The organism is Leptospira andrefontaineae (assembly GCF_004770105.1).
GTDB lineage: Bacteria > Spirochaetota > Leptospiria > Leptospirales > Leptospiraceae > Leptospira_B > Leptospira_B andrefontaineae.
Window position 1 is genome coordinate 1 of the sequence record NZ_RQEY01000019.1, and the last position, 26,103, is coordinate 26,103.

Here is a 26,103-nt window from a genome sequence, read left to right on the forward strand (position 1 = left end):
TTCTTGCAAAGTCCAAAACATGGATGCAACTTTGTTATATGCATCCAATCAGATGATGAATTTCTTAAATAACGAATTAGGTGTTGTTCAAGATGCACTTCAGGATTTGATCAATGGCAATACCGGAACTATGACCACACATTTGGGGCAGTCGGAATATACAAATAATACGAATACTTGTTTGGACAGCGGGAATCTTTGTGGAGCAGAAGAACATCCTACTGCTAATGCAAGTTCCAGTCTTGCAGTGGCTGTTGCTGATTATTTAAATGAGAGCATGGTTAGCGGAGGTGCTGGTCTTGCAAAGATGGTTGCAGATTATATCGATGGAAAGGTTACACAAACAGATCTGATCAACTGGATCATGTCTGCCTATTCAGACAGTCTACTTTCTGGAACCGATGATCACAATCTTTTTGCACTTTTCGGTTTGGATCCTGGCACAACTCTCTCTGGTGTAGATTTGGCTTCAGCCAATCTTGTTGCCTTCAATGATGAGAATTATACTTACGATGGCTGGGATGGAGATTGGTCTAGCACGTATTGCCAACATTGGACCGGTTGTTTTGGGGTCTGGGGAACGAATCATGATTACCAAACTTATGGTGAGGACTTTGTAAATTACTCAACATCCCAATTTATTTGGTGGGGAGGAGAAGTTATAGGTTGGACTTTTGCTCTTCCGGAACAGCAGGACCATCTTTGGATAGATCTGAACTTTACAACCCAGAATAATAACTCAAGTGCAAACGTAACCACTTACCAAGATCTGGTCATCCAATTGCAAGGATTCCAGTATGATTGGACCCAGAATGTTATGCCTTCCATCACAAATTGGGTTACGCAAGTTGCAAATTACCAAGCTCAATATGATAATTGGCAGATCGAAAAGGCAAAAGCGATCGCAGAAGCCCAAAGCACATACAGCCAGGGTGTAAGCGATTTACAGTCCCAAGAATCAGCTTGGATGGCCTCAATGACATCCATTCAAAACTCAGCGGAGAAGGCGTTTAACGCAGCAGAAAATGCTCTAAGAGATGCGAAAGGTCAGAGCAATTATGATTCCTTATACCAGCAGATCCTTGCCGGATTAAATAAAAATAATGGAATTCCGAACGCGAATGCAGAAGCTTCTGCAAATTTAACTTCGTATACAGATGCACTTTCTAATTTATCTAAAGGTTTAAATGATAAATCTACAAGTGGAATTCCGGATTCAACACTTCTTACCAATTTTGCAAATAGCTTTTCGAATCTGATAGCAGGCGCTTCTAATCTATCTCTTCTTTCTGCAACAAACAATAGTGTCGTGGATAGTACTGCGAATTATATGCTCGGTATCGTAGATTCTATGAAAAACGAGAAAACATTCAAACAGAATGGTGTAGGTAGATTATTAGAAGCGAATCATATCCAAACGAAAGAAGTGGATGGAGAAACTTATGTATTGGATTCTCACGGTCAAAGGATCAAAGTATTAGATGATAATAATGAGCAGAAAAAAGACGAGGATGGAAACCTTGTTTATAAAACAATCGGAGACTGGATCCAAGAGAAATGTGGAGCTGACCTGGGTAATGGAGATTGTTCTAAATATGTAGAGAACAAGTATAGTGATGTGTCATACTCTAATGGAACAATCACAGCAACGACCAAAGGATTTACAGGCAAAACTCACCTAAAAGCAGGAGGAGATGCCACCAATTATAACGATTATATATTCGATACAGAAGACAAAGTAGTTATGATCCATGCTCCTAAAAGAGTCATGATGGGAAGAGGGATCTCCAGCCTCGGAAATGTATTCGATCAAGAAAGTAACGGAGTTGGAGATTATATAAGCTCCAGTTTCAGGAATTTAAATAGTTATCTATCCAATTCTAAAACATCTGCGAATCTATTCTCTGAAGTTAGTGCATTAAGTTTACGTAATAATTCTCTTTCTAGTATGGCTTCTGAAAATGCCATGAGCCAAGTAAAAGTTGCCAACATGGTCGTGGACTATGTGAAAACAGTACTACTTGGAGGAGCTACAACAGGCCAATGGGTGACTGGCCAAGTAAACCAAGCTATCCAGGATGTATATGCAACCGCTCTTGTGAAGGCATTCGATCTAGATCCTCAAGCAGCTTCTTTCGTAGCCGGAATGTATATGGCAAATCAGGAAGCCCACCAAGCAAGACATGAGATGAACACTCAGTATGGAGGACTTGGCTGGGGGGTGCATAAGGTAGAAGACGCATTCAACTCAGCGGGACTAGGAGCGTTGTTGGATACAATGACCTATGGGGCTACGATAGCGGACCAGATGCATAATGCGGAGAACTTGCAGGCATTAGACAGATGGAAGAATTTCAAGTATGATATGGCAGGATTTGCCGTCCAGAAATACGGACAGGAACAAGGTTGGGATCCACAAAAGATAGCGGTATTCAGTCAATTTGCATCAGATTATTTGAAGATGAAAGATGCGAAGGAATCGTTCGGAATGAACGGATCAGAGTTTTCCCTACATTCGATTGCGGGAAACTTAAAATTTATAACAAGCCAGATTGACGGATTGTTTGCAGAGACCTATGAGGCGGGAATCAAGGGGGTCGCGCATTTAGGAGGAGAACTTGGAGCAGTAGGAGAACAAACAGAAAATAAAATCGGGGAACAAGTGAGATATCATACCAATGATATCAAGCTAAAAGACATTAAAGATGCGATCCGTAATTGGAAGAATGACCCTCCGATGATCGCCGGAGAACTGATGCGTGAGTATGGGCAAAGCCAAGGTTGGTCGGATACACAAACTACGGCGATGTCGAAATTAGTGTCAGACTACATGACGAGAGAACAAGCCAAACATGATCTTGAGGGGCGAACAACTAGATTAGGTATTTCGACTCTATTGAACCCACTTGCTTCTGTCGCATATTTGGATCAGCAGCTATTTAATGGCGGGGTTACAACACTCTTTGCTAAAGGTTTGCGTGGAGCCGCTACCGGGATTGCGGATTTAGGAAGAGGTTTAGGAATAGCATCGGACGACTTCGTAGATAACGCATATAAAGAATCGCAGAATTGGTCGAACTATATGACAGCAGCGGATTTGAAAGCGAAAGCTCACCAGGGAGATATCAACAAAAATAGTATCATGGCGAATATCCGGGATCAAATATTCGATCAAATTGGTGAAGAGCTTGCGAATCAATTTGGGGGAGATCCTCATATATTAGGTCAATTATTAAAACATCATATAGATCAACAAGAGGCGAAGAAAGCTGCAAGGGAACAAAGACTGAAAGATGCGGAGCTAACAGTCCAAGTAGCTGCCGCAGCTGCAATGGTATATTTTTCCGGAGGAACTGCCTCAGGTCAAGCCTCCAGTATGTTACAACAATCTTTCTTTAATATAGCTAGAGTAACCGCAGAAGGTACTAAAATTATATTCAATATAAGCAATGGACAGGCATTAGCATTAGGAGCAACAACCATTGCTCAAACAGTTATAGGAAGTGAACTGGGCGGAACTAACGGTGCAATAGCAGGGTTTACGAACGGAGTATTGACTGCATTTACATTAGGATCAAATACTCCAGTGACCGGCTTTGTAACTTGGACAAATCATAAAAATGCAAATATTATCACCGGGCAACAAGAAGTCAAAGGCGGCTGGGGAGGCGGAGTCAACATAAACGTAGTAAACCCTTCGAGCACGCTACTCTCGGAAATCGCGGCTAGCGGTTACAATATGGGCTTCAGTTTTACTCCTGGAAGTGGTTTGAATGTGAATGCAGGACTAAACTTTACGGGAGGACAAAGTGTAACCTTAGATTATAATCTAAGTAGTGGAAATTACACGGCAAACTATAGTGCAGATGCCTGGGATTCAAAGAACGACAAACATCATGGAGGCTTTAGCATTTCTGCGAGCAAAGATGGAAGTGCCAGTTTAGATACTTACTACAACTACGGTAATAAGGCTATCCCTCCACAATTCAGAGGCCATGGAGGAACATTATCGTTTAGTAATGATGGCACTATGACGATGAGTGGCCAAGTCCAGGGAGCTACAGCCGCTTCCCTAACCTACGATACGAATACACATAGTTTTGGAAAGCTAACAGGAAATCAGAACTTCTTAGGGGAATTCGTCCAAGGTTTGGGAGCGGAACATGCTCAGGATAACTTCACGCATGCACAATATGAGTTACTTAAACCGATGGCAGGAATGCTTGTGAAGATGGACCTAATGACCGTAGAAGAAGCACAGGGTGCATTAGGATTATCTCAGAGAGGAGAGTTTAAGGAAAATAATGTAAATGCTGAAGCAATCCTAAAGACTTTTGAAAATTATAAACAAGTAATGAAGGATCGTGGTCTGGCAGATGCTTGGGCGGATGAAATCAAGGCGGCAGGAGATTCCATCGGATTGAAGGTGGAAGTTGCGAAAGGTCAATCGGACAAATCAACTTGGGATAGACTAGTATCCGGTGTTAAAGGTGACTTTGCTCAAACGTTTGGGTTATCCAATGATGGAACCAATTCCGTAGAGAATAATGTCTTTAGAACCAAGACTTGCTTTGTCGCAGGAACCTTAGTCAAAACAAAATCAGGATATACTCCAATAGAAAAACTTCAAATCGGAGACTTCGTATTATCTCTAAATGAAGAAACCGGGGAGTTATCTTATAAAAAAGTAACAGAGAAGTTTATCCATGAGGTTCATTCTGTTCACGAACTTACTTATGATAATGGAAATAAGATAACAACAACCTGGAACCACCCGTTCTATATTAGAGGAACAGGATGGGTCCAAGCTGAGAATTTAAGCAGTCATGAGAGAAGTGTCACTTCCAGAAGTATTCGAAATGCCGATCTTGTTTCGTATAAAAGATCTAATGTGAGTGCTGCGATCGCAGGATCAAGGAATACAGTTCAAATTGAGAATTCATGGAGCGAAGAATATAATGGAACTCTTGGCATTCGGAGTATAGAAGAAAAATTCCATACAGAGAAAGTTTATAATATAGAAGTAGAAGGAAATCATACTTATTTCGTTTCGAAAGACGAAGTGCTGGTTCATAACTACGCTGACCAGCTAGAGAATTCCGTAAGTAAAGCAAGAGAGGACTTAGCGGATTTACAGAAAGCGAATCGTAAACTTTTTGCAACGGATGCAATCGTAGAAGATAGAGATCTTGCTAATAAGTTAGGTAGTTTAGAGACTAAGCTTAATAAATTCGACGAAGAAGGCAGAAGATTAGAAAAAGATAAGAAGGCGTTGCTATCAACGGTAGACTCTGCCAAAGGGAATTTAGCTCTAATAGAAAGAAAGAATTCCTTACTTCTGGATATTATAAGAAGTAAGGATGCAGACAATCTGTCCGGTATTAAGGAAATCCGAGAAGCTTTGAAGGGTGTTAAGCCTAGCGAAGGATTTACGAAGTCGCATCTGGAAGCTATAGATAAATGGGTCAAGGGAGATATCTTGAATAACCCAATAGCAAAAGCAGGCTTGAAGACAGGTGTAAGTTTCGATGTGAGCGCAATGTATCGAGATAGAACTGTCTCCGATGCCAAAATCTACGGATTGGCCTGGAAGGCGGCTATGGATGTGGGAAGTGCCTCGGATGTTGCTCATGCAAGAAAAACAATCAGCGATCTAGAGCCAAAGATACGAGCTAAGGTATCTGAGATTGATAAGATTGGTGTTGATTTAGCTAAGGAAGTGAATCGAACAAACGGAGAAATCCAAGCCTATCTCGTAGATAAACAATACGGTAATGCAGAATTTTCTAAATACTTTGCCACACGCGATCTGTTGAAAAACGAATCGCAATATAAGAAATTCGATTCGGAGACCACTTACTTTAAAGGGGAAGGAAAGGCAAAATTCGAATCGATCAAGAACGATTTAACGGGATTAAACAAATCCGATTATCTGACTGCTGAGCAAAAGAAAAACTTCGATGGTTTGGTTGAATCGAGGGAAAAGGTAGAGGCATACGATCGGATTAGAAGAGAAGTTGCAGAGGTAAAATCCTCAAAAGATCCAGAATACCAGAAGTTAAAGGATAAGTTTAGTTCTCAGCAAGAAGCTTATGAAAACGCGAAGAGTAACGCAGATGGACTTCGCCAATATATAAAACAAAGAGAAGAATTATTATCAACCGGGGGCGCAAAGTTAGATTCAAATGCTGAGATCAAAGCGCTACGCTCAGGTTTGGATAAACTCGAAACAAATGTGAAAACACTTTCGAAGTCGCTGAAAACTGCATATGGAGAAATGGATGCCAGGATGCAGACGATCATCAAAGAAACAAGCTCACTCCAAGCATATGGACCGGAAATCGCAAAACAGGCGAAAGCGAAAGCGATGTTAAAAGATCCGGAATATATGAAGAATCAGGAAGAAATAGCAAGTTTGAAAAATCGACAAGATTCTTCGCTTTCAAAGCTGGATGACCTGATGAATGGTCCGGATCATACAAAGAATAAGCTTGCCACACTTGAACAACGCAATGGAGAGATACTTAAAGCGTATATTAAATCGGAAGAGAAGTCATTTGTAGAGATCCGTGATGGAATCGGCAAAGAAGGAATGAAACATTTTGACGAGAATCTGCAAAAACAGTTAACCGAATTACGAACGAAAGTCCTGAATGATAGCTATAACTCAGTGACAGGAGAATTTAAGGGAGAATTTGCTAAGTTAAATAATCCGACACCGACTGAATACACTCTTAAAGATGCTGAGTTTAATTTTAGATTTAGCGAAAAAGTCCAACCTTCAGAAAAACATATGGATCTCTATGCAAAAGAAATCGCAAGGGATTATACTCAAAAGAATGGAAAGGTTTTATCTTCAGACGATGTCGAACGAATCGTTAAGCGATCTACAGCTTCGCCGGAAGAGATGGCAGGATTTAGTAAAGGGGAATTTAATCCTAAAAACCCTGAACATGTAATGAAGCTGGCCGATGCTTTGGTAAATCCTAATCATGCAAGGCAAGATCAATTTGGACCTTTAGCAACGCAGTTAGGAGCAGTTTTTGATATTATTCGCTCTGAGGCTGGCGGAGATAAGAGTAAGTTTCAACCTGATGAAAGCATCAAAAATAATCCAAATGCACTGGCAGAGTTTAATTCGGTAAGAGATTGGATCTTCTCAGGTAAAAGCCCAATAGAAATGGGAAATACAACGTCAGCCGCATTGTGCAGGGTGTATTATAATTTTGCGCAGACGATACTCACTGGAAAGATATCAGCGGATACGAATCTTGCGACATTCATGACACATAAGATTCGAATAGGAGGTGTTTCCATTGGTGAAACAAATAAAGCTCCTGTATTCGATAGAGGGTTTACGAATGGGTATACTGAACATGTGACGATTCCCGGTCTGGAAGGAAATAACTTTGAGAAATTCAGATTCAATTCTAAAGGTGAACCTTTGGGAATATCTGGAGCGATTTCGCAAGAGAAAGTGCGAGGTTACTTAAAGGATTTGCCAGCGGGTAGTGTTGTTCAAGTATTTGCGAATACGGATACTACTCCAGGACCGAATCACTATTTCTTTATAATTAAGGATGTTGATGGTGATTGGAAAAATATGAACAATAATGGAGGAAAAGCATATTATGAACCTTTTGACTGGAAGAAAAATAGAATTTACGGATTATATTATGATAAGTAGGATTATTGTAATATCGTTTCTTTCTTTTTCCTTTGCATATTGCAAAGGAAATACGCAGAAGTCTGAAGTGAATAATCAAGATCTGTATGCTATACCTAAGAATATGATTGGTAAACTATACTCAAATACATATGATTTTGATATTAACAAGATTCCAAAAGTAATTGTTATTTCACCTGATCAGCACGAAGGGTATTTGGGTACACTAAAGGCGAATTCTAATCATTGTGGTTTGATCGATTTAGAAAAGGGAAAAGTTTTTTTTAAAATGGGAGATGTCAAGAAAGACTTCTCTTTCAAAGTTATATATCTAGGAGAAAGAAAGCTAGCTTTTATAGATGAAAGTAACCGAGGATATGTAGGATACTATAGATACACAAAAGGCTCACTGGGAATAGAAGGTCACCGTTTCTATCTTTATCCATTATCTTTATTGAATGAATCAAAGATAGATGAAGAAGTACGTGAAATTAATTCAGGAGCCATTGTTAGCGGTAATTATACAGTCTCTTTTGATGCCGTTGGTGATTCAAAATATAGCACACTTGAAAAATGCGAACAAGAAGAAATCAAGCGGGAAAAGGGGCAAGAACAGATAACGGAAGAGCTAAAAAAGCTGGGGCAAGATAAGCCAGCGACACCTTAAGAATAGATCAGAAACCCAGCTTCGGCTGGGTTTTTTCGTAATAGGGGTTCAAACCCTTTCTGTGTTTATAACTTTACATAAATTTGATTATATTGAACACAAATTCTGAAAACTTAAATGAATTGAAGTTTGGATAAGTGAGCAATATTCCTTTCAGAAACAGTGACGGGTCATTTAAAAAACCCAGAAGCGCACCATCGAATTATAAATATTTTTAAATTATAATAACTTTATACTTCTTCGACTGGAAGAATTTCTCCGAATGTATCTTTAGGAGAATTCATGACTCATAAGATCCGAATTGGTGGAGTATCAATGGGTAAAGATACGAAAGCACCAGTCTTTGATGAAGGTTATACGAACGGATATTCCAAACACGTAACCTTAAACGGATTAAAAGGAAATGATTTTGAGAAATTCAGTTTCGGAGAAAATGGAGTTCCGATTGGAATAACTGCAGCGATGCCACCAGCAGAAGTGCAGAAAAGAATAAAGGATTTGCCAGTTGGTTCGGTAGTACAAATATTTACTGATACAAATGGAACTCCAGGCCCGAATCACTATTGTTTCATTATTAAGGATATGGACGAACAGTGGACGTACGTTAACAATAATGATGCTAAATTATTTGGCGGCTCAATAGGCGATGCGCCAGGTGACGTTATTTCCTGGAAAAAATTAAGAATATTTGGATTGTATTATGACAAAAATTAATATTGTGCTAATTGCTGTATTTTTCTTAACCTTGTGTAAAGAAAAGCCTAAAGAATCGAATGATCAATACGCATTTCCAGTTGATTATTCTAATTCTGATAATGTTAAGACTTACGACTTTGAAGTAGGAGAAAACCCAAGCTTATTTTTCTTTGAACTTAATAGTAATTCTTATCTTAATCTTAAAGGCTCAAATGAGTCGCATTGTGGTAGTTTTGATTTCGGAAAGAAACTTGTAACCATTCGGAAGACAGGAACTGGACAAGAATTAGCTTGGAATCTGAAATATGTAGGTAAAAATATTTTCATTGCAACCGACGAAAAACAGAGGGGTTTTGCTATTCAATATAAATATAAAAAATCTCCTAAAATAGAAGGAAGAATTCTCTACTCGTTCAATTTTTATCCGTTAGCAAACATTGTTGATTTAAAAACTGGGAGTGAGTTGTTTACTGCACGTTGGAATTTAGAAACTCTTTCAGAAATTAAGACTTTATCTGAATGTGAAAAATTTATACTGCATGAAGCAACTTTGCAAAAACGGATTGATGAAGAGCTCAAGGAAGTCAGCCCAGATATGGCCCCTCCTTGAAATAAATTGGAGATGGAACTGGAAAAAACTCCAATTTTGCAATATTTGTTTTTATGCTTTCCTTTGAGATCTATATATTATAAAAAAAGGTCCTTGGTTGCCCAAGGGCCAAATGATTAGCACAGGTGATATGCTTAAGGAGAGATTTTAAATCTAAGAAGAAAGAATCATTAAAGAAAACGGAATATAGGTTCCAAATACAGAATAAAAATAATATTAGAGTCAAGATTCTGTTAACTTTGATTTGAAAGTTTGTTGAATGGTTAGTTTGGATGAACAAAGTGATGTTTGAACTAAATATTACTTTAAAATGGGGTTCACTGCACCGGCGGTGCACGAATACAGAAAAAGTTCTTTGAGAACGATTATCTAGGAAGAATAATCGGACTTAGAAGAGAAATCCTCCGAACCCTACCCTCCGTGTCTTTGTGCCTCTGCGTGAGAAAAAACAGAGAGGAGTTACGAAAAGACGGGAGACATTGATTCACAATGCGACAGGGATCGCAGCTGAAATCCGGCGATGCACCATCGTTGAGAATGTAGGTTGTGAATTAGAAAACCGTAATGGTGCTTCGCTGATTGAAGCGTAGAGCGCGGTCCTGACGAAGTCAGGAGTCGCCCTATTTTGAAGGAGCCTATAAACTTTAGAAGCGCCACTTATCTTGCTTTCTTTCTCAACTCTAAACAATTACCTTCTTCCTTGAAAGGGATGTTTTCCGCGCTCTCGATTACACCTCTGGCCTCTCTATGTCGTCAATCTTCCCGACTCTCGTCTAAAGAACTTTAGAATCATTCGAGAGATTTCATCTGACGTCCCTTTTTAATTTAGTCTCTTTGCTTTCGCTTTCGAATACTTAGTCCGATCCCAAAACCTTTCCTTCTAAATTTCCGAACCGCGGTCCGCGAATTTGTTTTCGAAAATCCAGGAATCAATCGAAATGGACCTCTGAGCTGATCCTCCTTTTCGATTTTCGAAATTGTAGAATCCTCCGGAGGCAAATTGAATATCGCGCTCCTATCTATTAAACGTCCCATATTTATCACTAGCCTTGTGATCCTGATGTTGATCACCGGTATCTTTTCCCTTAGCAAAATGGGAGTGGATCTTTTTCCGGATGTTAACATCCCAGTAGTGACCGTAACTACGATCTATCCGGGAGCAGGTCCGGAAGAGATCGAGGAATTGATCTCTAAACCATTAGAAGAAGAACTTTCTTCCATTGCAGGTTTGAAGAAGATCACTTCTCGTAACCAGGAAGGTGTTTCCGTAGTTTTAGGTGAATTTACTCTTTCCACCGACATCAAATATGCAGAACAACAATTTCGAGATAAAACTGCGTCGGTTCGCCCCAAACTTCCAGATGGGATCAAAGAACCTAAAGTAGTTCGTTTCGACCCGGCAGACCAACCGATCATTCGTTTGGCTGTGTTTGCAGATCTGAATCAGGCAAAAATGTATGATTTGGCCAAAGAAACTGTTAAGGCTAAATTAGAACAAATTGCAGGTGTAGGTTCCGTTAAGTTAGTCGGTGGAACCAGAAGAGAGATCCAAATCGAATTAGATAGAAATAAATTAGTTTCTTATCAAATGCCGATGGTGGTGATCGCCAACAGATTAAAAACTGCGGGCTTAAATGTTCCAGTCGGTAAATTCGATTCCGGTGCTAAAGAGACTTCTTATAGAACATTAGGAAGATACGAAACTCTTTCCCAAATTGAAAATACGATCGTTTCCTTTGGGGGAGATGTTGGTAATTCAGTACTTATAAAAGAATTGGGGATCGTAAGAGATGGAACAGAAGATGAAGAAACTTTAGGTTATCTCTGGGCTTCTAAAAGTGACGAGGTGGAAGAAGAAGACGTAGGTCTTTTGACCCATCCAATCACTTGGTTTACGCAAATCCCTAAACGAGTTAAAAGACTTTTCGGTGGAAATAAAGGCGCTGCCGTAGAAAAAGAATTAAAACCTGCATTATTCATCGACGTATATAAACAATCCGGAGCAAACACCGTATCCGTTGCGGACGAAGTTTTAAAAAGGATCGATAAGTTAAATGCGGATATCCAACCTTTAGAAGGAAAACCTAAGATCAGATTGATCCGAGACGGTTCCAGATGGATCCGTTACAACGTTGAAGACGTTACGGAAGCCATCGTTTTAGGGATCTTACTCGCGGTAATCACCGTTTATTTCTTCTTAGGAAACTTAAGATCTACGATTATCACCGGTCTTGCATTACCTAACTCTTTATTGGGTGCATTCATCATTATGTGGATCATGGGATTCACGATTAACGTTATGACCTTGTTGGCCTTATCCCTTGCGGTAGGACTACTCGTCGACGACGCTATCGTAGTTAGGGAAAACATCTTCCGCAAATTGGAAGAAGGCGCGACCGTGATGGAAGCCGCGGAAAAAGGAACAATGGAAGTGGCTCTTGCGGTTATTGGAACTTCCTTAACCGTGATCGCGGTATTCTTCCCTGTTGGATTCTTATCAGGGATCGTAGGCCAATTCTTCAAACAGTTCGGATTGACTGTGGTCTTCGCCATGATCATTTCACTCTTTGACGGTCTTTTTGTGGCTCCTATGTTATCCGCATACTTTGCAGGTAAACTTACCCACGATAAAAAGAACGCTGCAGTGGAAGCGTTCGATCGTTTCCAAAACTGGTTAGAAAAAATTTATAAGATCACAATGCATTACGCATTGGCGCATCCGGGAAAGATCATACTTCTCACTTTCTTAATATTTGCTCTTTCATTCGTGAGTTGTGCTTTTGTAAAAAAAACATTCTTACCTGCGAACGATCAGGGCGAATTTATGGTAACCTTGGATCTTCCTCCAGGCACTAGCTTACAAGGAACTAAAGAGGTAGCGGATAAAGTTTTGGCGGAACTCCAAAAATTCCCGGAAATGGATAAGATCGCTATCACTGTGGGCAAACCGGATGGTGGAGAACCGAACACTGCGATCCTTGCAATCGCACTTGTTTCTTCCAAAAAAAGATCCAGAGACACCACCACCGTCAAAGAAGAGATCCGTACGATGTTAAAGGCTTACGATTACGCAAGACCTGCAGTTTCGGATTATTCCGCAGTGGGAGGCGGGGTACAGTATCCATTCCAGTTAGTTCTTAAAGGAAACAACCTGGAAGAAGTGGAAGCATATTCTAAAAAAGTAATAGAAAGACTAAAAGGTATCAAAGACCTCGCAGACATCGACTCCGATTATAGAAGTGGAAAACCTGAATATCAAATTGTTTTGGATAATTCCAGAATGCAATTGGTAGGTGTTCTTCCGGGTGTTGCTGGTTCAGAATTGAGATACCAGATCGCTGGGGACCAAGTAAGTAAGTTTTACGATAAAGGAATCGAGTATGAGGTCCGCATGCGACTCAAACCAGACCAAAGGAACTTGAGAGCTGCTTATGGCCAAACAAAAGTCCCGAATATCGCTAATAGATTGATCCCTCTGGCTGCAATCAGCACTGGTAAAGAAAACTTAGGCCCTTCTCGAATCAACCGTATTGATCGAGCAAGAGCGGTTGTGGTAAACGCAAACCTTGCACCAGGTGGTGCGATCGGAACTGCGATGGAAGAAGCGACTAAAATTATTACAAAAGAAATCCCGCCTCCGCCGGGAGTTCGTTTTAATTTCCAAGGTCAGTCAGAAGACTTAAAGGAACTATTCTTAAACATCATCGTAGCATTCGGCCTCGCGTTGATATTCATCTACTTGGTTCTTGCTTCTCTTTATGAATCTTTCATCACCCCGATCACTATCTTATTCGCAATCCCTCCTGCAATTTCCGGAGCATTCTTTGCTCTGTTCTTAACAGGAGAAATGTTGAATATATTCTCAATGATCGGACTCATCCTACTCATGGGACTTGTTGCTAAAAACTCGATCTTACTCGTGGATTATGCAATGCAGGCTGTGAGAGAAAGAGGTATAACAAGGGACGAGGCAATTTTCGAAGCAGGTCTTGTGAGATTACGTCCGATCTTGATGACATCTATCGCGATGATCATGGGAACTGTTCCGATCGCATTGGGACTTGGAGAAGCAGCTAAATCCAGAACAGCAATGGGTATCGCGATCATCGGGGGTCTAATCTTATCCACGTTAGTTACATTGATTGTGGTCCCTTCCATCTTCGGCGGTATCGATAAGTTCAGAGAATGGATAGAAGGCAAATTCCGTCCTGATATGACTGCTACGATCCATAGTGAAGCCGGACATTCCGGAAGCGCTGCGATGTCGACCAATCATAATCAATCTTCTTTGAGCGAATGGGCTCAAGAGGTGGAGTCCAAACCCAAAAAGGGGACTAGTTCGAAAAAGAAAAAGTAATAGCAAAAGTGCTCCCCACCCTACTCAGGGTGGGGGCCTATGCTACTAATCTCAAAACTCCATTTTTTATTTCCAAGCTTCCAAAACTTAGTTCCCAATAATCGATAAATCCTAAATAAAGACTTCACCTTCAGGAGGAGTTTATGATCCAAAAAACTTCCTTACATACATATATTGGAATTACTCTTATAGCAAACCTTCTATTCGGTTGTGCTCAATTACAAAAAGTTGATTTAAAAAAAGTAAAAGAAAAGATTGAGGATTTGGATAGACCCTCCTTTATTTTAGAAAAAGTTTCTATTGCGGAAATCAATCTATCCGAGATCAAACTGAGAGTGGATTCGAAAGTGAAAAATCCATATCCCATCGCTTTGCCAGCAACCAATCTTGAGATGAATATCCTGATCGAGGGCCAACAATTCACAAAGGCAAAAACCAAAATCCCTACAGTAGGTGGGAATTCCAACAAACCGGTTCCAGTGGACCTAACATTCGCTTATAATGATCTGGTAGCACTTTACAAAAAAGTTCCGGGAAAGATAGATTTAGTAGTCAAAGTCCAAGGAGTTGTTTCACTTCCTATCCCTGAAAAATACAGATCTATCGCAGGTGCTGCATCTCTCGACTTTCCATTCGAAGAAGAAAGAAAGATCCCGGCGGTTCTTCCGGACATAGAGATCCGAAATTTTAAAATTATAAAACCGGACCCTTCTACCATCTTAAGCTCCGCAGGCACGGAAGACCTGGCAAAAAAAGCCACATCATTCTTAGATACATTACTTAGTCCTCAGAAAAAATCCCCAGGCTCAGCAGTCGCCGCAGGATTATCCTCACTCGACTTAAAAGTAGATACAGAATTTCAGATCGTATTAAAAAACAGAGCCACATCTAGATTACAATTTTCTGAATTTGAATTTGAGCTGACTCTCGAAAAGGAAAAATTCCTGACAGGCCAACCGGTCCGGATCGAAAACCAAGGGCAAGAATCCATCCTAAGTGTTCGCACCTCCTTCCCACTCGGAACAGTCACACAAGGAATCGCAAACGCAGTCTCCAAAAGGTCCGCAGCATTCCGATTGAACGGAAAGGCAACCACTGAATCCCCGGAGATAGGAACAGGTCCGGTTCCATTCAAATTCGACAAATCCGGCTCTTTTAGCTGGAATTAAGGATTTGGGCGCATGCTCGCCATTTGGCGAGCACCCGGCTCTGCGCTCCAATCTGCTTCGCAGGATTTCCGCTGCGATCCGTTGCGCTTTACTAATTCGGAATATATTAGAATTACCTAATTAATAATCCTAATATACGAATTTTTTCCGGAAGAAAATCTCATCCAATCGGTTCTAATATTGTTTTCTTCCAAGTAAGTCTGAACTTTTTTGTTAACGCAAAACTTCGCGCCGAAATCATCTGTTCCGGAAAAGTTTCCAAATTTCAAATACTTCCCGGTTTCAATTTCTGCTTCTTCTAAATCCCGAGGCAAAGTAGAAATATCTTCTTCGAGAAAACCTATAAACCCTTTGAAAATTTTTCCAAAACTTTCATACTTCGTTGCTAAACATTTTCTTTGAATATGATTCTCTAACAGAAACCTTTCCAAACGGTCTCGGATACGATTTGATTCGTAACTCAATTCACCTTCTTCACATGTAAATCCGTAACCTATAATTTTTCTTCTAAACACCAAAACAATATTCATAGAAAAACTTCCTTAGGCGAAGAAAGTTTGGAGAATTTTTCTCTCCGTGTTTCGGGAAATATCCATAAACTGAAGATAACAATCTTTCATCGGGACTTCTAATGCTTTAAAAGTTTTACGATGGTCCATCAAAACGGAAACACAAGCCACGAAAGAAAGAAATCTCCAGATGATCTTGAAAAGAAACCGGGTGCTGGGATTTTTAAGCCTGATCTTAAAAAATGTACAATGAAAGATCAGATGTTTTTCCTCATCTTCCGCGATATGTAGTAGTGCATTCTTTACGGAACCGAATGGAATTTTCTCTGCAATCTTCTTATAAAAACAGATTCCAATCACTTCTGCGACTAATAACACCATTAACTTAAGCCTGGTTCCTAAAAGCCTTCTTCCAAAATGAAAAAGTTTCTCAGTCCAGTTACTTTCGATCAGTTCTCCCCTTAATGCTCGAACGCAATCACCTAAAATACGAGCATGTCTACCTTCTTCTTTTACAAAAAGTTTCAGTGCTTCTCTATAATTTGGGTCCACTCCGTAGATATGTATATGATCTATATCTTTTGCGATCCTACCTTCTCCTGCTTCACCTAACTGAAAGATCGCAAGAGATTTAGCGACTGGAAGACGTTTTTGAGGAATAAAACCTATGACCTGCTCTTGTACAATAGGATAAGGACGATCTGCGTTCTTTCTAAAATGTTTAGCCCAATTCCCCCAAAAATATCCTCGATCCCTTTTTTGAAGACGGGTCCATAATAAATTTCTAATTCTTTTCTTCCCGAAAAGATTCATTGATAAAGTTAGAATTACGATCTTAAGATCCAAAATAAAACTTCTTCTATCAAGATAGGAAAGATCGAAACAAAGTGAATATTTAGATCCTCTTCCGGAGTACAATTGAGAAAGTCCGGTGATCCCTGGACGAACAGACCATCTTCGATCTAATCCTTCTACTCCCCAACCCAATCGTTCGATATCTTTCTCGGTCAAAGGCCGAGGGCCTACAATACTCATATCTCCTTTTAGTATATTCCAAATTTGAGGAAGTTCGTCGAGACCGGTGTTTCTCAAAAAAGAACCAATCCTTGTTGGAACTCCGTCTTTTAAGGTCCTGAATTTCCAGATCCGAAATATCTTCTTTCTCAAACCTGTCCTTTCCTGTAGGAAGAAAATCCGGCCGGGATCAAAGACTGAGATCAGTAAAAAGATCCCAAGTAAAATCGGGGAAAATGCAATGAGCGCAACCAAAGCCAAAGAAAATTCTAAAATTCGTTTCATAATCCGAAGAATATCGAATTTTCAAAAATAAACCCACCTTCCGAGTGCGGATGACTAAGCACTCAAGTGCTTGACCTCCTAGTTCTTATTATCCTAAAATTTCGAGAATACATGAAAGCCGAGTCTCTCAAGATACTGGTCGCGGAAGACAATCTAAAACTAAGAAAAGCGATGATCTCCGGCTTGGAAGAATCCCGAAAAATAAAATCCGTATTCGACTGTGACTCAGGAGAAGAGGCAATCCGTTACTGTTTAGAAGGAGATGTAGACGTCCTTCTTTTAGATGTGAGACTCGCAGGTAAATTAAACGGGATAGAAACCATCATCTCAATCCGGAAGGAATTCCCACGTAAACCTGTAGTCATTTATTCTATACAAGACAGCGATGAATATTTCAGGACTTTCAGAAGTTCCGGGATCTTAAGCCATTATGCTTACATTCGAAAATCAAATTATCTTCTTCCACAAATGGTGGTCCCACTTATTCGATTAGCTTACGATGGAAAAAGTTTTATAGATCCAGAAATAGAATCCAGAGTCACCGAAGTCAGGGAGAAGGACGAAAATTCTCCTCTTGCAGTATTAGAACCAAACGAAAGATCCGTAGCGGAAATGTTGGCCAAAGGATTCAGCAATGAACAGATCGCAAAACATTTCGGGTTCAAAGATAAAAGAACGATCAGCAGGATTAACGGACAAATCTATTCAGCTTGGGGATTAAACGATACAAATTCGGATGAAAAAGTTGCACGAACAAGAGCAGCACTCATCATATTATCCAATCGTTTTTTAGAATGGGAGGAAGACGAAAAAATTTTTTATAGGAATTCTTCAGGAGAAAGGATTCCGTGGAAGCCGAACTTTGACGATAGATCTTGAAATATTAATCTGTTCCATTTTTATCTTTCTTTCCACAAATTTGTTTTGGTTAGGATCGACAACTGGAACGAATTTAGAAAAGAAAAACGCTGCCGCATATTTCAGTATTTTCACTTTAATCGTATCTTCTTTATTATTCTCCTTCTCTGCTATCCTGGGCCAAAACGGATTTTTAGCAGTATCCTCGTATCCGATCTTATATTTTTTTCCGGGACTTATCTTACTAATACTAATCCCATTCGGATGGTTTGTTGTCATCGTTTGGTTTTTCGGCTTCTTAAAAAAGAAAGGTATTTTTCTTTTCTTATTTTATATATTATCCTTTTGTCAATTGGTTGCTATCACGATCCTACTTGCCTACAATCCCGCAAAAACATGGAATATCAGTTTATTTGAATATTGGAAATTTGTTCCGTTTTCCTTTAAATCTGCCTACTTAATCTATATTTTCTCCTGCATTTTCCTTTCTTTACTTTGTTTATTCTTATTCAAAATTTCTGATAATAGCCTTTCCGAGTTAGGACGACAGAAGGCGGTTCCTTTTTTAAAGTTAATCGGGTTTTCTCTGTTTGGAGTAGTGTTATTAGTTTCCGTTCTATTCATAGGGGATGAATTCGGAATTATAGAAAATCTGATCTTAAAAGCAGAAAAAGAACCTAAATACTTTTATGGATTCGTAATCTGTATACAGTCACTTATCTGTGTTTCTATTTTGGTTTTAGGCTGGGCATTAACATCTTACGAAATACTCACAGGAAGAATACTACCTAAGATCAGTTTAAAACAAGAATGGAAAAATTCTGTTTATGCTTCCCTTGCACTTTCTGCCCTGTATTTTCTTTTTGCAAAATTAGGATATCCTAGAGCAGAAATACCGATCATATTCTCTTATTCCTTCTTTCTTTCCCGATTTTTTACGATTCGAAAAAATAAAGAGGTAAGTTCCAAACAAAACAAAGTCTTAAAAAAGATCTTATCATCCGGTTCGGTCAAACTTTCCTTCGGATATTTATGCAAAGACGTATTGGAAGCTACAAAGGCTGCCTTGGTTTTTCAAGGAAAAATTCCTTATATCTCGGACACGAATATCTATTATCCCGAAAATACTCCGTCGGAAACATTTGATTTTTCTAAAATAGATCCAAGCCCGGAGAATCCCAAGATTCAATATTTAGATAAAGACCGGTTTTCTGGATTTGTAATCCGAGTAAAAATAGAAAGTGTTCTTTCCGAAGATGCTTATTTAATTTTAGGGCAAAAAGAGAATGGAGGGCTATTCGCAGAAGAAGAAATCGAGATCGCGAAGATCACAGGAACATGGCTCGTACATTCTTTATTTTTAGAAGAAACTGGAAATATTTTAGAAGAACTGCAAAGAAAGAAAATCCAAGAACAAAGGCTTTCTGACCAAAAAACCAGACAAATCCTCCATGATGAAATACTTCCTGAAATCCATTCTCTTATTTTAGAGATCTCTAACGACAAATCAGGAAGTCTCAACTCTCAACACGCAAATTCACTTACAGAACTTCATAAAAGAATTTCTTCTTTATTGAGAGAAATGTCTGATACCGGTTTGGAAATTTCTAGGCTAGGTCTAACTTCTATGTTACAAAAATTGGGAGATAGCGAAGCAAAAAATTCCGATTTGATTTGGGAAATAGATCCAAATGTGAATTCTCAAATAGAAAACTATCCTCCTGAAGTTCAGGAAGTTTTGTATTATGCATTCAGAGAATCATTGCGCAATGCGGTAAAGTATTCCGGAGACGTCCAATCACAAATCACGATTCGTATTCAATATGAGAGCGGCTTATCTATCCAGATTAGAAATGGAATAGGAAAAGAACTCACCTCAATACGTTCTTCCGGCCAAGGATTGAAAATACATAGCGCATTATTGAAAATTTTCCAAGGTTCTTTGACATTGGAATTTCCTAGCGCTAAAGAAGCTGTAATCAGGATCTTTCTTCCTTCTCCCAAAATATAACCCTGAATTGATATTTAGCAAGGTTCGATTGAATTATTATCTAAAAAATCGACTTGCTAGAATGATTTTCCTTTCAATGATGCGCTTAAGCCGAAACATAAAAAATCAAAACTTGTGAACAGTTGTTCACTAAATTATTTGGAGTCTGTAAAACATGCAGCCACAAAACAGAAAAGAAAAATCGATCTCTATCGCAATTATAGGTACAGGTTTTGGCGGTTTATGTGCTGCAATACAACTTAAGAAGAATGGATTCCATAATTTCGTAATTTACGAAAAATCAAATTCAGTAGGAGGAACTTGGAGAGAAAATACTTATCCAGGAGCTGCATGCGATGTTCCTTCTCATCTTTACTCTTTTTCCTTCGAACCGAATTCAAACTGGCCTAGAAAATATTCCGCACAACCTGAGATACTTTCTTACTTAAAACATTGTGCAGAAAAATACGGAATACTTCCTCATATTCGTTTCGGGATCGAGATCAAGTCTGCGGATTGGGATGATTCTTCCAGAGTTTGGAAGATCAAAACTTCTCAAAATGAAACATTAGAGCATGATGTTTTTATTTCTGCAGTGGGACAATTGAATCGCCCCGCCCTACCTTCGATCAAAGGTTTGGAAAGTTTTAAAGGTAGAATATTCCATTCTGCGAATTGGGATCCTTCTTATAATTTTTCAGGAAAGAAGATCGCCGCAATCGGAACCGGCGCCAGTGCTATTCAATTCATTCCACAAATCGTAAACCAAGGAGCAGAAGTGACAGTGTTCCAAAGAACTGCACCTTGGGTGGTCCCTAAACCGGATCGCAAATATTTCAGTTTCGAAATGTTCCTATTTAAGTATCTTCCTGGCTACAGATTGCTGCACAGGCTCCAGATCTATATGTGGAACGAGATCAGGATGATCGCATTCCAAAAGAATAATCATGCAAACAAGATCGTAAAATGGATGAGCCTTTCTCATATGAAAAAGTTCGTCAAAGATCCGGAACTACGTAAAATTCTAACTCCGGATTATCCTGCTGGATGCAAACGTATTCTCCTATCCAATGATTATTACGAAGCATTAGCTAAACCGAATACAAAGGTACTTTCTGAATCCATCCAAGAAGCAAATGCAGAAGGAATAGTAACCAAGGACGGTCTCAAAAAATTCGATGCGATCGTTTTTGGGACTGGATTTAAGGCCACAGAGTTTCTTTCTCCTATGAAAGTAAAAGGAACTAAAAACCAAGATCTGAATGAGGTTTGGAAGAATGGCGCAGAGGCTTATCTAGGTGTAACTGTTGCCGGCTTTCCGAATTTTTATATTTTATACGGCCCGAATACGAATCTGGCTCATAATTCTATCGTATACATGATCGAATCCCAGGTGCGTTATCTTATTTCTGCATTAAATGAAATGAATAAAAAAGGGATCCAAGCATTGATCCCTAAGGCCCGTAGTATGCAAAACTACAATGCATCTTTAAATAAAAAATTCGATAAGTTCGTTTGGGATACTGGATGTACAAATTGGTATATCAACGCTTCCGGAAAGAACACGAATAATTGGCCGGGTCATACATACGAATATTCTTATAGAACTAGAAAGATTGACCTATCTGAATATGAGATCCTATCTAATTAGCGAAAGAATTCGATCAATTCTTCATAGGCTTCCTGATTCAATGATCCGACAATCATTCTTCCATTGATATAGGCAGAGTCATTCCGGTATATGCACATTCTATTACGGACAAGATAAACTTTTTCATGTCCTCTTTCTTCTTTTGGGGCTTTATCCTACCTTCCAAAAAGAGCATTGCGATCCCGTGGATCATAGACCAGGAAGCTACAGTTTTCTCTCGTGTTTGCCCTGGCTTGATCGCTCCCAATCTTTGCCCCATACGTATAATCTCATGCAACTGTCTATATGTTCTTCTAGAAACTGCGGACAATGTAGGATGTAAATTTATATCAATACCACCGAACATGATCCTTGCAAACTGCTGGTTATTCAGAATAAACTGAATATAAGTCCAACCGAGCGCGTGAAAACGTCCTAGAAAATCGTTTTCCGTTTTTTCCAACTCCTTCTGATATTCGGAGAAATATTTCTGAAATCCCCTTTCTGAAATTGCAGCGAGCAAAGCATTTTTGTTTTCGAAATGATGATATGAAGCCGCATGACTTACTCCTGCAAGTGATGCAACCTTTCTTAAGGAGATCTCTTCAAGAGGAGTGGTCTTTAATAATTCAGTACCCGCAGATATAAGATCTTCTCTGACAGTGATCTTGTCTTTTTTAAACGGCCTTCCCGGACCCTGTTGTTGGCGGCGCTTCCTATTTACGGGCATACTAACGATTCTTACCATTTCCAATTCTTTGCAAGAACATATTTACCAATGGTAATTTATCTCTTGAATTCTATATTATTTATCTTACCATTGGTAAATAATAGCACTAATACATAATTTCAGTGGAGAATTTACCATGGAAAAAGCGTTTCAACCCATAAACATTGGAAAGTTTACCCTTCCGAATCGATTTGTGATGGGATCCATGCACCTCGGGCTCGAAGGCAAAACGGAAACTGCAGAAAGAATGGCCGCATTCTATGGAAAACGTTTCGAAGGAGGCGTCGGCCTTATAGTCACCGGTGGAATAAGTGTAAACGAAGAAGGAAGAGGATCTAAACACTTCTTTAATATACAAAATGAAGAACACGCATCTGAATTAAAAAAAATGAACGATCTTCTGAATGGAAGCGGAACCATGTGCGCTCAACTTTTTCATGCAGGACGTTATGCATTCGATAGAAACTGTGTAGGCCCTTCTGCCCTTCGCGCCCCAATTAATAGATATGTTCCCAGAGCTCTCACGGAAGAAGAATGTTGGAAAACCGTAGAAGATTTTGGGATCGCAGCAAAGCTCGCAAAAGAAACAGGGTTTGGAGCAGTAGAAATTATGGGAAGTGAAGGTTATCTCATTAATCAATTCTTCTCTCCTGTAACAAATCATAGGGATGATCATTTTGGTGGAGATCATAAAAGAAGAATGAATATGGCTGTCGAAGTTCTAAGAGCAGTCGTAAAAAATCTTCCAGAAGGTTTTCCTATAATTTTTAGAATGTCCGGAATCGATCTCATCCCTGGGAACCCAACTTTCGAAGAAGTATGTGATCTAGCTCAAACATTAAAGCAAGAAGGTGTATCCGCTTTAAATATAGGGATCGGGTGGCATGAATCAAGGATACCAACGATAAGCCAATTAGTACCGAGAGGAGCTTGGGCAAATATTGCAGCTAGGATCAAAGAAAAAACCCCAGGTATTCCTATTATTGCCTCCAATCGTGTAAATGATCCGAGCACAGTACAAAGAATTTTTGATACAAATCAGGCTGATATAATTTCTATGGCGAGGCCATTTCTAGCGGACGCCTTTATCGTAAAAAAAATCCAAACGGGTATGTCAAATCGGATCAACACATGTATCGCATGTAACCAATCTTGTTTGGATCATGCTTTCGTAGATAAATCGGTTTCTTGCCTAGTCAATCCACAAGCTGTAAATGAATTGGAATATAAAATAGATCCCAATACGAAACCGCAAAAAGTTGTGGTGATCGGCTCCGGACCCGGAGGGTTAGAGGCAGCAAGAGCAAGTGCTTCCCTAGGTCACGAAGTTATATTACTGGAAAAAGCCGATCAGTTAGGTGGGCAGTTCCAACTTGCTTCTAATATCCCGGGCAAATCCGAATTTAAAGAAACGATCCGTTATTTCAAAAACGAACTTCCTGCACTCGGAGTGGATATCCGTTTAAATACAAATTGTGATCTAAACTTACTTGAAGAATTAAATCCGGATGCGATTATATTTGCTACCGGTGTTAAACCGAGAGAATTTACATTACCTGGTATTAATAATCTTCCTGTCGGAAATTATACAGATTATCTGACCGGGAAATTCAAAGCAGGAAAAAAAGTAGCTGTGATCGGAGGAGGAGGGATCGGCGTTGATGTGGCTCATAAATTGACCGAAGAAAACGATCCTAATCTAGAATCTTATTCAAAAAAATATAATATCGATTCGTATACGAATGCCGTTATCCAGCCTCATAAATCGGAAAGAGATGTTGCGATTTTTAGAAGAAGTGGAAAACATGGTGCCGGCTTGGGACCTACTACTTTTTGGGCTCTCAAACAAGAATTGGAAGCATCCGGAGTAGAATTCTTTCAAGGACTCAACTATAAAGAGATCACTAAAGAAGGTTTAAAGATAACCTTGAAAAACGGAGAAGAGGTTCTTTATCCATGCGATTCATTGGTTCTTTGTGTGGGACAAGAAAAAGAAAGTTCTCTCTATGAAACCTACAAATCTTTATACCCTCAAAAACAGATATTCATTATCGGGGGAGCAAAAGATTCTAAAGGAATTGATGCAGAGAGAGCGTTCTTAGAAGGACTAAACGCAGCTTATAGTATTGGAAAAGAAAACAGAGTCGAAGTAAACGTATAAATAAAGGAACATATGATAGCTAATAATTATTTTACAGACGACGAAGATTTAAAACTAATTTTCGAACATTTAATCGATTGGGCTTCGATCGTAAAATCAACCGAAGGTGAAGAATTTTTCGAACACGAACTTTATAAGAAAACAAATAACCCAAGATATGAAATGGCTCCTTCTAGCGTAGAAGAAGCTGTAGAGTTATACAGATCTAGTCTTGAATCCTTGGGTGAGTTTTTCGGAAAGGATGTCTCACAACTTTCTAGCATAATGGATAGGAAACATCTTCGCTACGAAAATGGAAAAGTGATCTTTCCGGATGAAACCACATCAATCTACGAAAAATTCCGAGATACTGGACTTATGCCCTTCTCCATTTCGAGAGAAGCGGGTGGACTCGGGCTACCAGGCACTATGAGCGCATTTTACGGAATGGTAATGGCAAGAGCAGATGTTTCCTTTTGTATGACTGTTGCTCTATTAAATCTAGCCCAGATCGTTTCTAGATACGGAACAGAAGAACAGATAGAAAACTTTGCAGCAAAGGCAGCAACCGGCGAAACTCTTTTTGCAATGTCTCTTACCGAACCGGATTTCGGCTCCGATCTAAATAATGTAAGAACTACCGCGGTAAAAATGGAAGACGGACATTACCGTCTAAATGGAACAAAACGTTTCATATCCCAAGGTTGTGGACTCGGCCCATATCCATCTAGTTTATTAACTCTTGCACGAACAGGAAATGGAGGAGCTCGAGGATTATCCGTATTCTTGGTAAAAAGTGAAGATGTAACTGTTGCCGGGATTGAAACTAAAATGGGAATCCATGCATCACCTACCTGCGAAATCGTATATGAAAACAGTTACGGCGAACTTTTAGGCCAAGAAGGTCTCGGTCTTACCAGATACACTACCGGTATGACAAACTTTATGAGATTAGGAAGCGCAGCTTGTGGTCCAGGAAGTGCAGCCGGAGCATATTACGAATCTCAAAAGTACGCGGAAGAAAGACAACAATTCGGAAAACCGATCGGACAAATCCCTGCAGTCGCAGAGATGCTTCATAAAATTAAAAGAGAAATGAACGCGTCTAGACTTCTCACATTCGAAACCGCTCGTGTTGTGGATATGTACCAACACCACCAGATCCGTTTGGAAAAAGCGAATAAGGAAGATAGAGAGATCCGAAAAGACGAAAGAGTCAAAAAATGGGGAAACCTTGCAACGATACTTACGCCTATCTCTAAATACTATTGTTCGGAAGAAGGACATAAATGTGCAGGGCTTGCCATTCAAATCCATGGTGGAGCCGGTTATACTGAAGATTATGATGTGGCGAGAATATTTAGGGACTCTAGGATCAATACGATCTACGAAGGAACAAGCCAGATCCATGTTCGAATTGCGGTTGGTGCGATTGTAGCAGGAATGAGCGGAGAAGGAAATTTCAAAAAATATCTGGAATCGATCAATGCAGATATTGAATCACCTTCTAAATATCTAAATGAACAATCTCAAATCTTTGAAGATGCAATTTCGAAGTTTAAATCGATCGAAGACGATCAAGCGAAAGAAAGAGTCGCTGAAAACCTAATGATCATTACTTCCAGATATCTATGCAGTATGTTGTATGAAAAAGCTGTAGCTAAGCTGAAACAAAACGACCAATTCGATCGTTGGGCAAAAGATTGTAGAGCGTATCTAATCGATAGTACGGCGATTTCAAAAGCATGTATCTATAGAATAGAGAATGCTGTATAACTTGGA

The 26,103-nt window shown here is 39.5% G+C and carries 14 protein-coding genes; 11 read left to right on the forward strand and 3 right to left on the reverse strand.

What is annotated here, in order from left to right; genetic code table 11:
- The first annotated feature begins 19 nt into the window (after nt 1-19).
- The 6 genes from EHO65_RS14140 (at nt 20) to EHO65_RS14165 (ending at nt 15,165) form a co-directional block, all read left to right on the forward strand.
- Complete coding sequence (locus tag EHO65_RS14140; RefSeq protein WP_135775236.1) at nt 20-7,687, forward strand: TIGR04388 family protein; 7,668 nt, start codon at nt 20-22, stop codon at nt 7,685-7,687.
- Nucleotides 7,632-8,333 carry a hypothetical protein gene (locus EHO65_RS14145; RefSeq protein WP_135775237.1) on the forward strand — a complete coding sequence of 234 codons (702 nt, stop codon included), beginning with the start codon at nt 7,632-7,634 and terminating at the stop codon, nt 8,331-8,333. Before EHO65_RS14140 ends, EHO65_RS14145 begins: the two co-directional genes overlap by 56 nt.
- A 282-nt stretch (nt 8,334-8,615) precedes the next feature.
- On the forward strand, nt 8,616-9,047 hold the full coding sequence (locus EHO65_RS14150) for a hypothetical protein (RefSeq protein ID WP_135775238.1): 432 nt from the start codon (nt 8,616-8,618) through the stop codon (nt 9,045-9,047).
- Nucleotides 9,034-9,639, forward strand: coding sequence for a hypothetical protein (locus EHO65_RS14155; RefSeq protein WP_135775239.1), 606 nt, complete (start codon nt 9,034-9,036; stop codon nt 9,637-9,639). The genes EHO65_RS14150 and EHO65_RS14155 overlap by 14 nt, the downstream gene beginning before the upstream one ends.
- A 1,000-nt stretch (nt 9,640-10,639) precedes the next feature.
- The gene (locus tag EHO65_RS14160; protein WP_135775240.1) at nt 10,640-13,996 is read left to right on the forward strand and encodes an efflux RND transporter permease subunit; all 3,357 of its coding nucleotides are present in this window, start codon (nt 10,640-10,642) and stop codon (nt 13,994-13,996) included.
- 143 nt (nt 13,997-14,139) lie between these two features.
- Nucleotides 14,140-15,165 (forward strand): LEA type 2 family protein, encoded by a 1,026-nt coding sequence (locus EHO65_RS14165; protein ID WP_135775241.1) that lies wholly within the window; start codon nt 14,140-14,142, stop codon nt 15,163-15,165.
- A 116-nt stretch (nt 15,166-15,281) separates the two neighbouring features.
- On the opposite strand, the gene EHO65_RS14170 is transcribed toward EHO65_RS14165, so the two are convergent.
- Both EHO65_RS14170 and EHO65_RS14175 read right to left on the reverse strand, forming a co-directional pair.
- Nucleotides 15,282-15,695, reverse strand: a complete 414-nt coding sequence (locus tag EHO65_RS14170) for a hypothetical protein (RefSeq protein ID WP_135775242.1) — start codon at nt 15,693-15,695, stop codon at nt 15,282-15,284.
- Nucleotides 15,696-15,707: 12 nt separating this feature from the next.
- Complete coding sequence (locus EHO65_RS14175) at nt 15,708-16,973, reverse strand: sugar transferase (protein ID WP_135775243.1); 1,266 nt, start codon at nt 16,971-16,973, stop codon at nt 15,708-15,710.
- Between the two features lie 111 nt (nt 16,974-17,084).
- On the opposite strand from EHO65_RS14175, the gene EHO65_RS14180 reads away from it, so the two are divergent.
- From EHO65_RS14180 to EHO65_RS14190, 3 genes are all read left to right on the forward strand, one after another.
- Nucleotides 17,085-17,852 carry a response regulator transcription factor gene (locus tag EHO65_RS14180; protein WP_135775244.1) on the forward strand — a complete coding sequence of 256 codons (768 nt, stop codon included), beginning with the start codon at nt 17,085-17,087 and terminating at the stop codon, nt 17,850-17,852.
- Nucleotides 17,836-19,842, forward strand: a complete 2,007-nt coding sequence (locus tag EHO65_RS14185; protein ID WP_135775245.1) for a sensor histidine kinase — start codon at nt 17,836-17,838, stop codon at nt 19,840-19,842. The genes EHO65_RS14180 and EHO65_RS14185 overlap by 17 nt, the downstream gene beginning before the upstream one ends.
- A 154-nt stretch (nt 19,843-19,996) precedes the next feature.
- A complete protein-coding gene (locus tag EHO65_RS14190; protein WP_135775246.1) occupies nt 19,997-21,472 on the forward strand; it encodes a flavin-containing monooxygenase in 1,476 nt (491 codons plus the stop codon).
- Between the two features lie 52 nt (nt 21,473-21,524).
- On the opposite strand, the gene EHO65_RS14195 is transcribed toward EHO65_RS14190, so the two are convergent.
- The gene (locus tag EHO65_RS14195; RefSeq protein WP_135775687.1) at nt 21,525-22,181 is read right to left on the reverse strand and encodes a TetR/AcrR family transcriptional regulator; all 657 of its coding nucleotides are present in this window, start codon (nt 22,179-22,181) and stop codon (nt 21,525-21,527) included.
- Between the two features lie 136 nt (nt 22,182-22,317).
- Between EHO65_RS14195 and EHO65_RS14200 the strand changes: the two genes are divergently transcribed.
- A complete protein-coding gene (locus tag EHO65_RS14200; RefSeq protein ID WP_135775247.1) occupies nt 22,318-24,342 on the forward strand; it encodes an oxidoreductase in 2,025 nt (674 codons plus the stop codon).
- 12 nt (nt 24,343-24,354) lie between these two features.
- Nucleotides 24,355-26,097 (forward strand): acyl-CoA dehydrogenase family protein, encoded by a 1,743-nt coding sequence (locus tag EHO65_RS14205; protein ID WP_135775248.1) that lies wholly within the window; start codon nt 24,355-24,357, stop codon nt 26,095-26,097.
- The last annotated feature ends 6 nt before the right edge of the window (nt 26,098-26,103 follow it).

What these genes read in the sequence shown, in the direction of transcription:
- EHO65_RS14140 (WP_135775236.1), top strand. Translation starts at nt 20, where the DNA reads ATGGATGCAACTTTGTTATATGCATCCAATCAGATGATGAATTTCTTA.
- EHO65_RS14145 (WP_135775237.1), top strand. Translation starts at nt 7,632, where the DNA reads ATGAACCTTTTGACTGGAAGAAAAATAGAATTTACGGATTATATTATG.
- EHO65_RS14150 (WP_135775238.1), top strand. Translation starts at nt 8,616, where the DNA reads ATGACTCATAAGATCCGAATTGGTGGAGTATCAATGGGTAAAGATACG.
- EHO65_RS14155 (WP_135775239.1), top strand. Translation starts at nt 9,034, where the DNA reads ATGACAAAAATTAATATTGTGCTAATTGCTGTATTTTTCTTAACCTTG.
- EHO65_RS14165 (WP_135775241.1), top strand. Translation starts at nt 14,140, where the DNA reads ATGATCCAAAAAACTTCCTTACATACATATATTGGAATTACTCTTATA.
- EHO65_RS14170 (WP_135775242.1), bottom strand. Translation starts at nt 15,695, where the DNA reads ATGAATATTGTTTTGGTGTTTAGAAGAAAAATTATAGGTTACGGATTT.
- EHO65_RS14175 (WP_135775243.1), bottom strand. Translation starts at nt 16,973, where the DNA reads ATGAAACGAATTTTAGAATTTTCTTTGGCTTTGGTTGCGCTCATTGCA.
- EHO65_RS14180 (WP_135775244.1), top strand. Translation starts at nt 17,085, where the DNA reads ATGAAAGCCGAGTCTCTCAAGATACTGGTCGCGGAAGACAATCTAAAA.
- EHO65_RS14190 (WP_135775246.1), top strand. Translation starts at nt 19,997, where the DNA reads ATGCAGCCACAAAACAGAAAAGAAAAATCGATCTCTATCGCAATTATA.
- EHO65_RS14195 (WP_135775687.1), bottom strand. Translation starts at nt 22,181, where the DNA reads ATGCCCGTAAATAGGAAGCGCCGCCAACAACAGGGTCCGGGAAGGCCG.
- EHO65_RS14200 (WP_135775247.1), top strand. Translation starts at nt 22,318, where the DNA reads ATGGAAAAAGCGTTTCAACCCATAAACATTGGAAAGTTTACCCTTCCG.
- EHO65_RS14205 (WP_135775248.1), top strand. Translation starts at nt 24,355, where the DNA reads ATGATAGCTAATAATTATTTTACAGACGACGAAGATTTAAAACTAATT.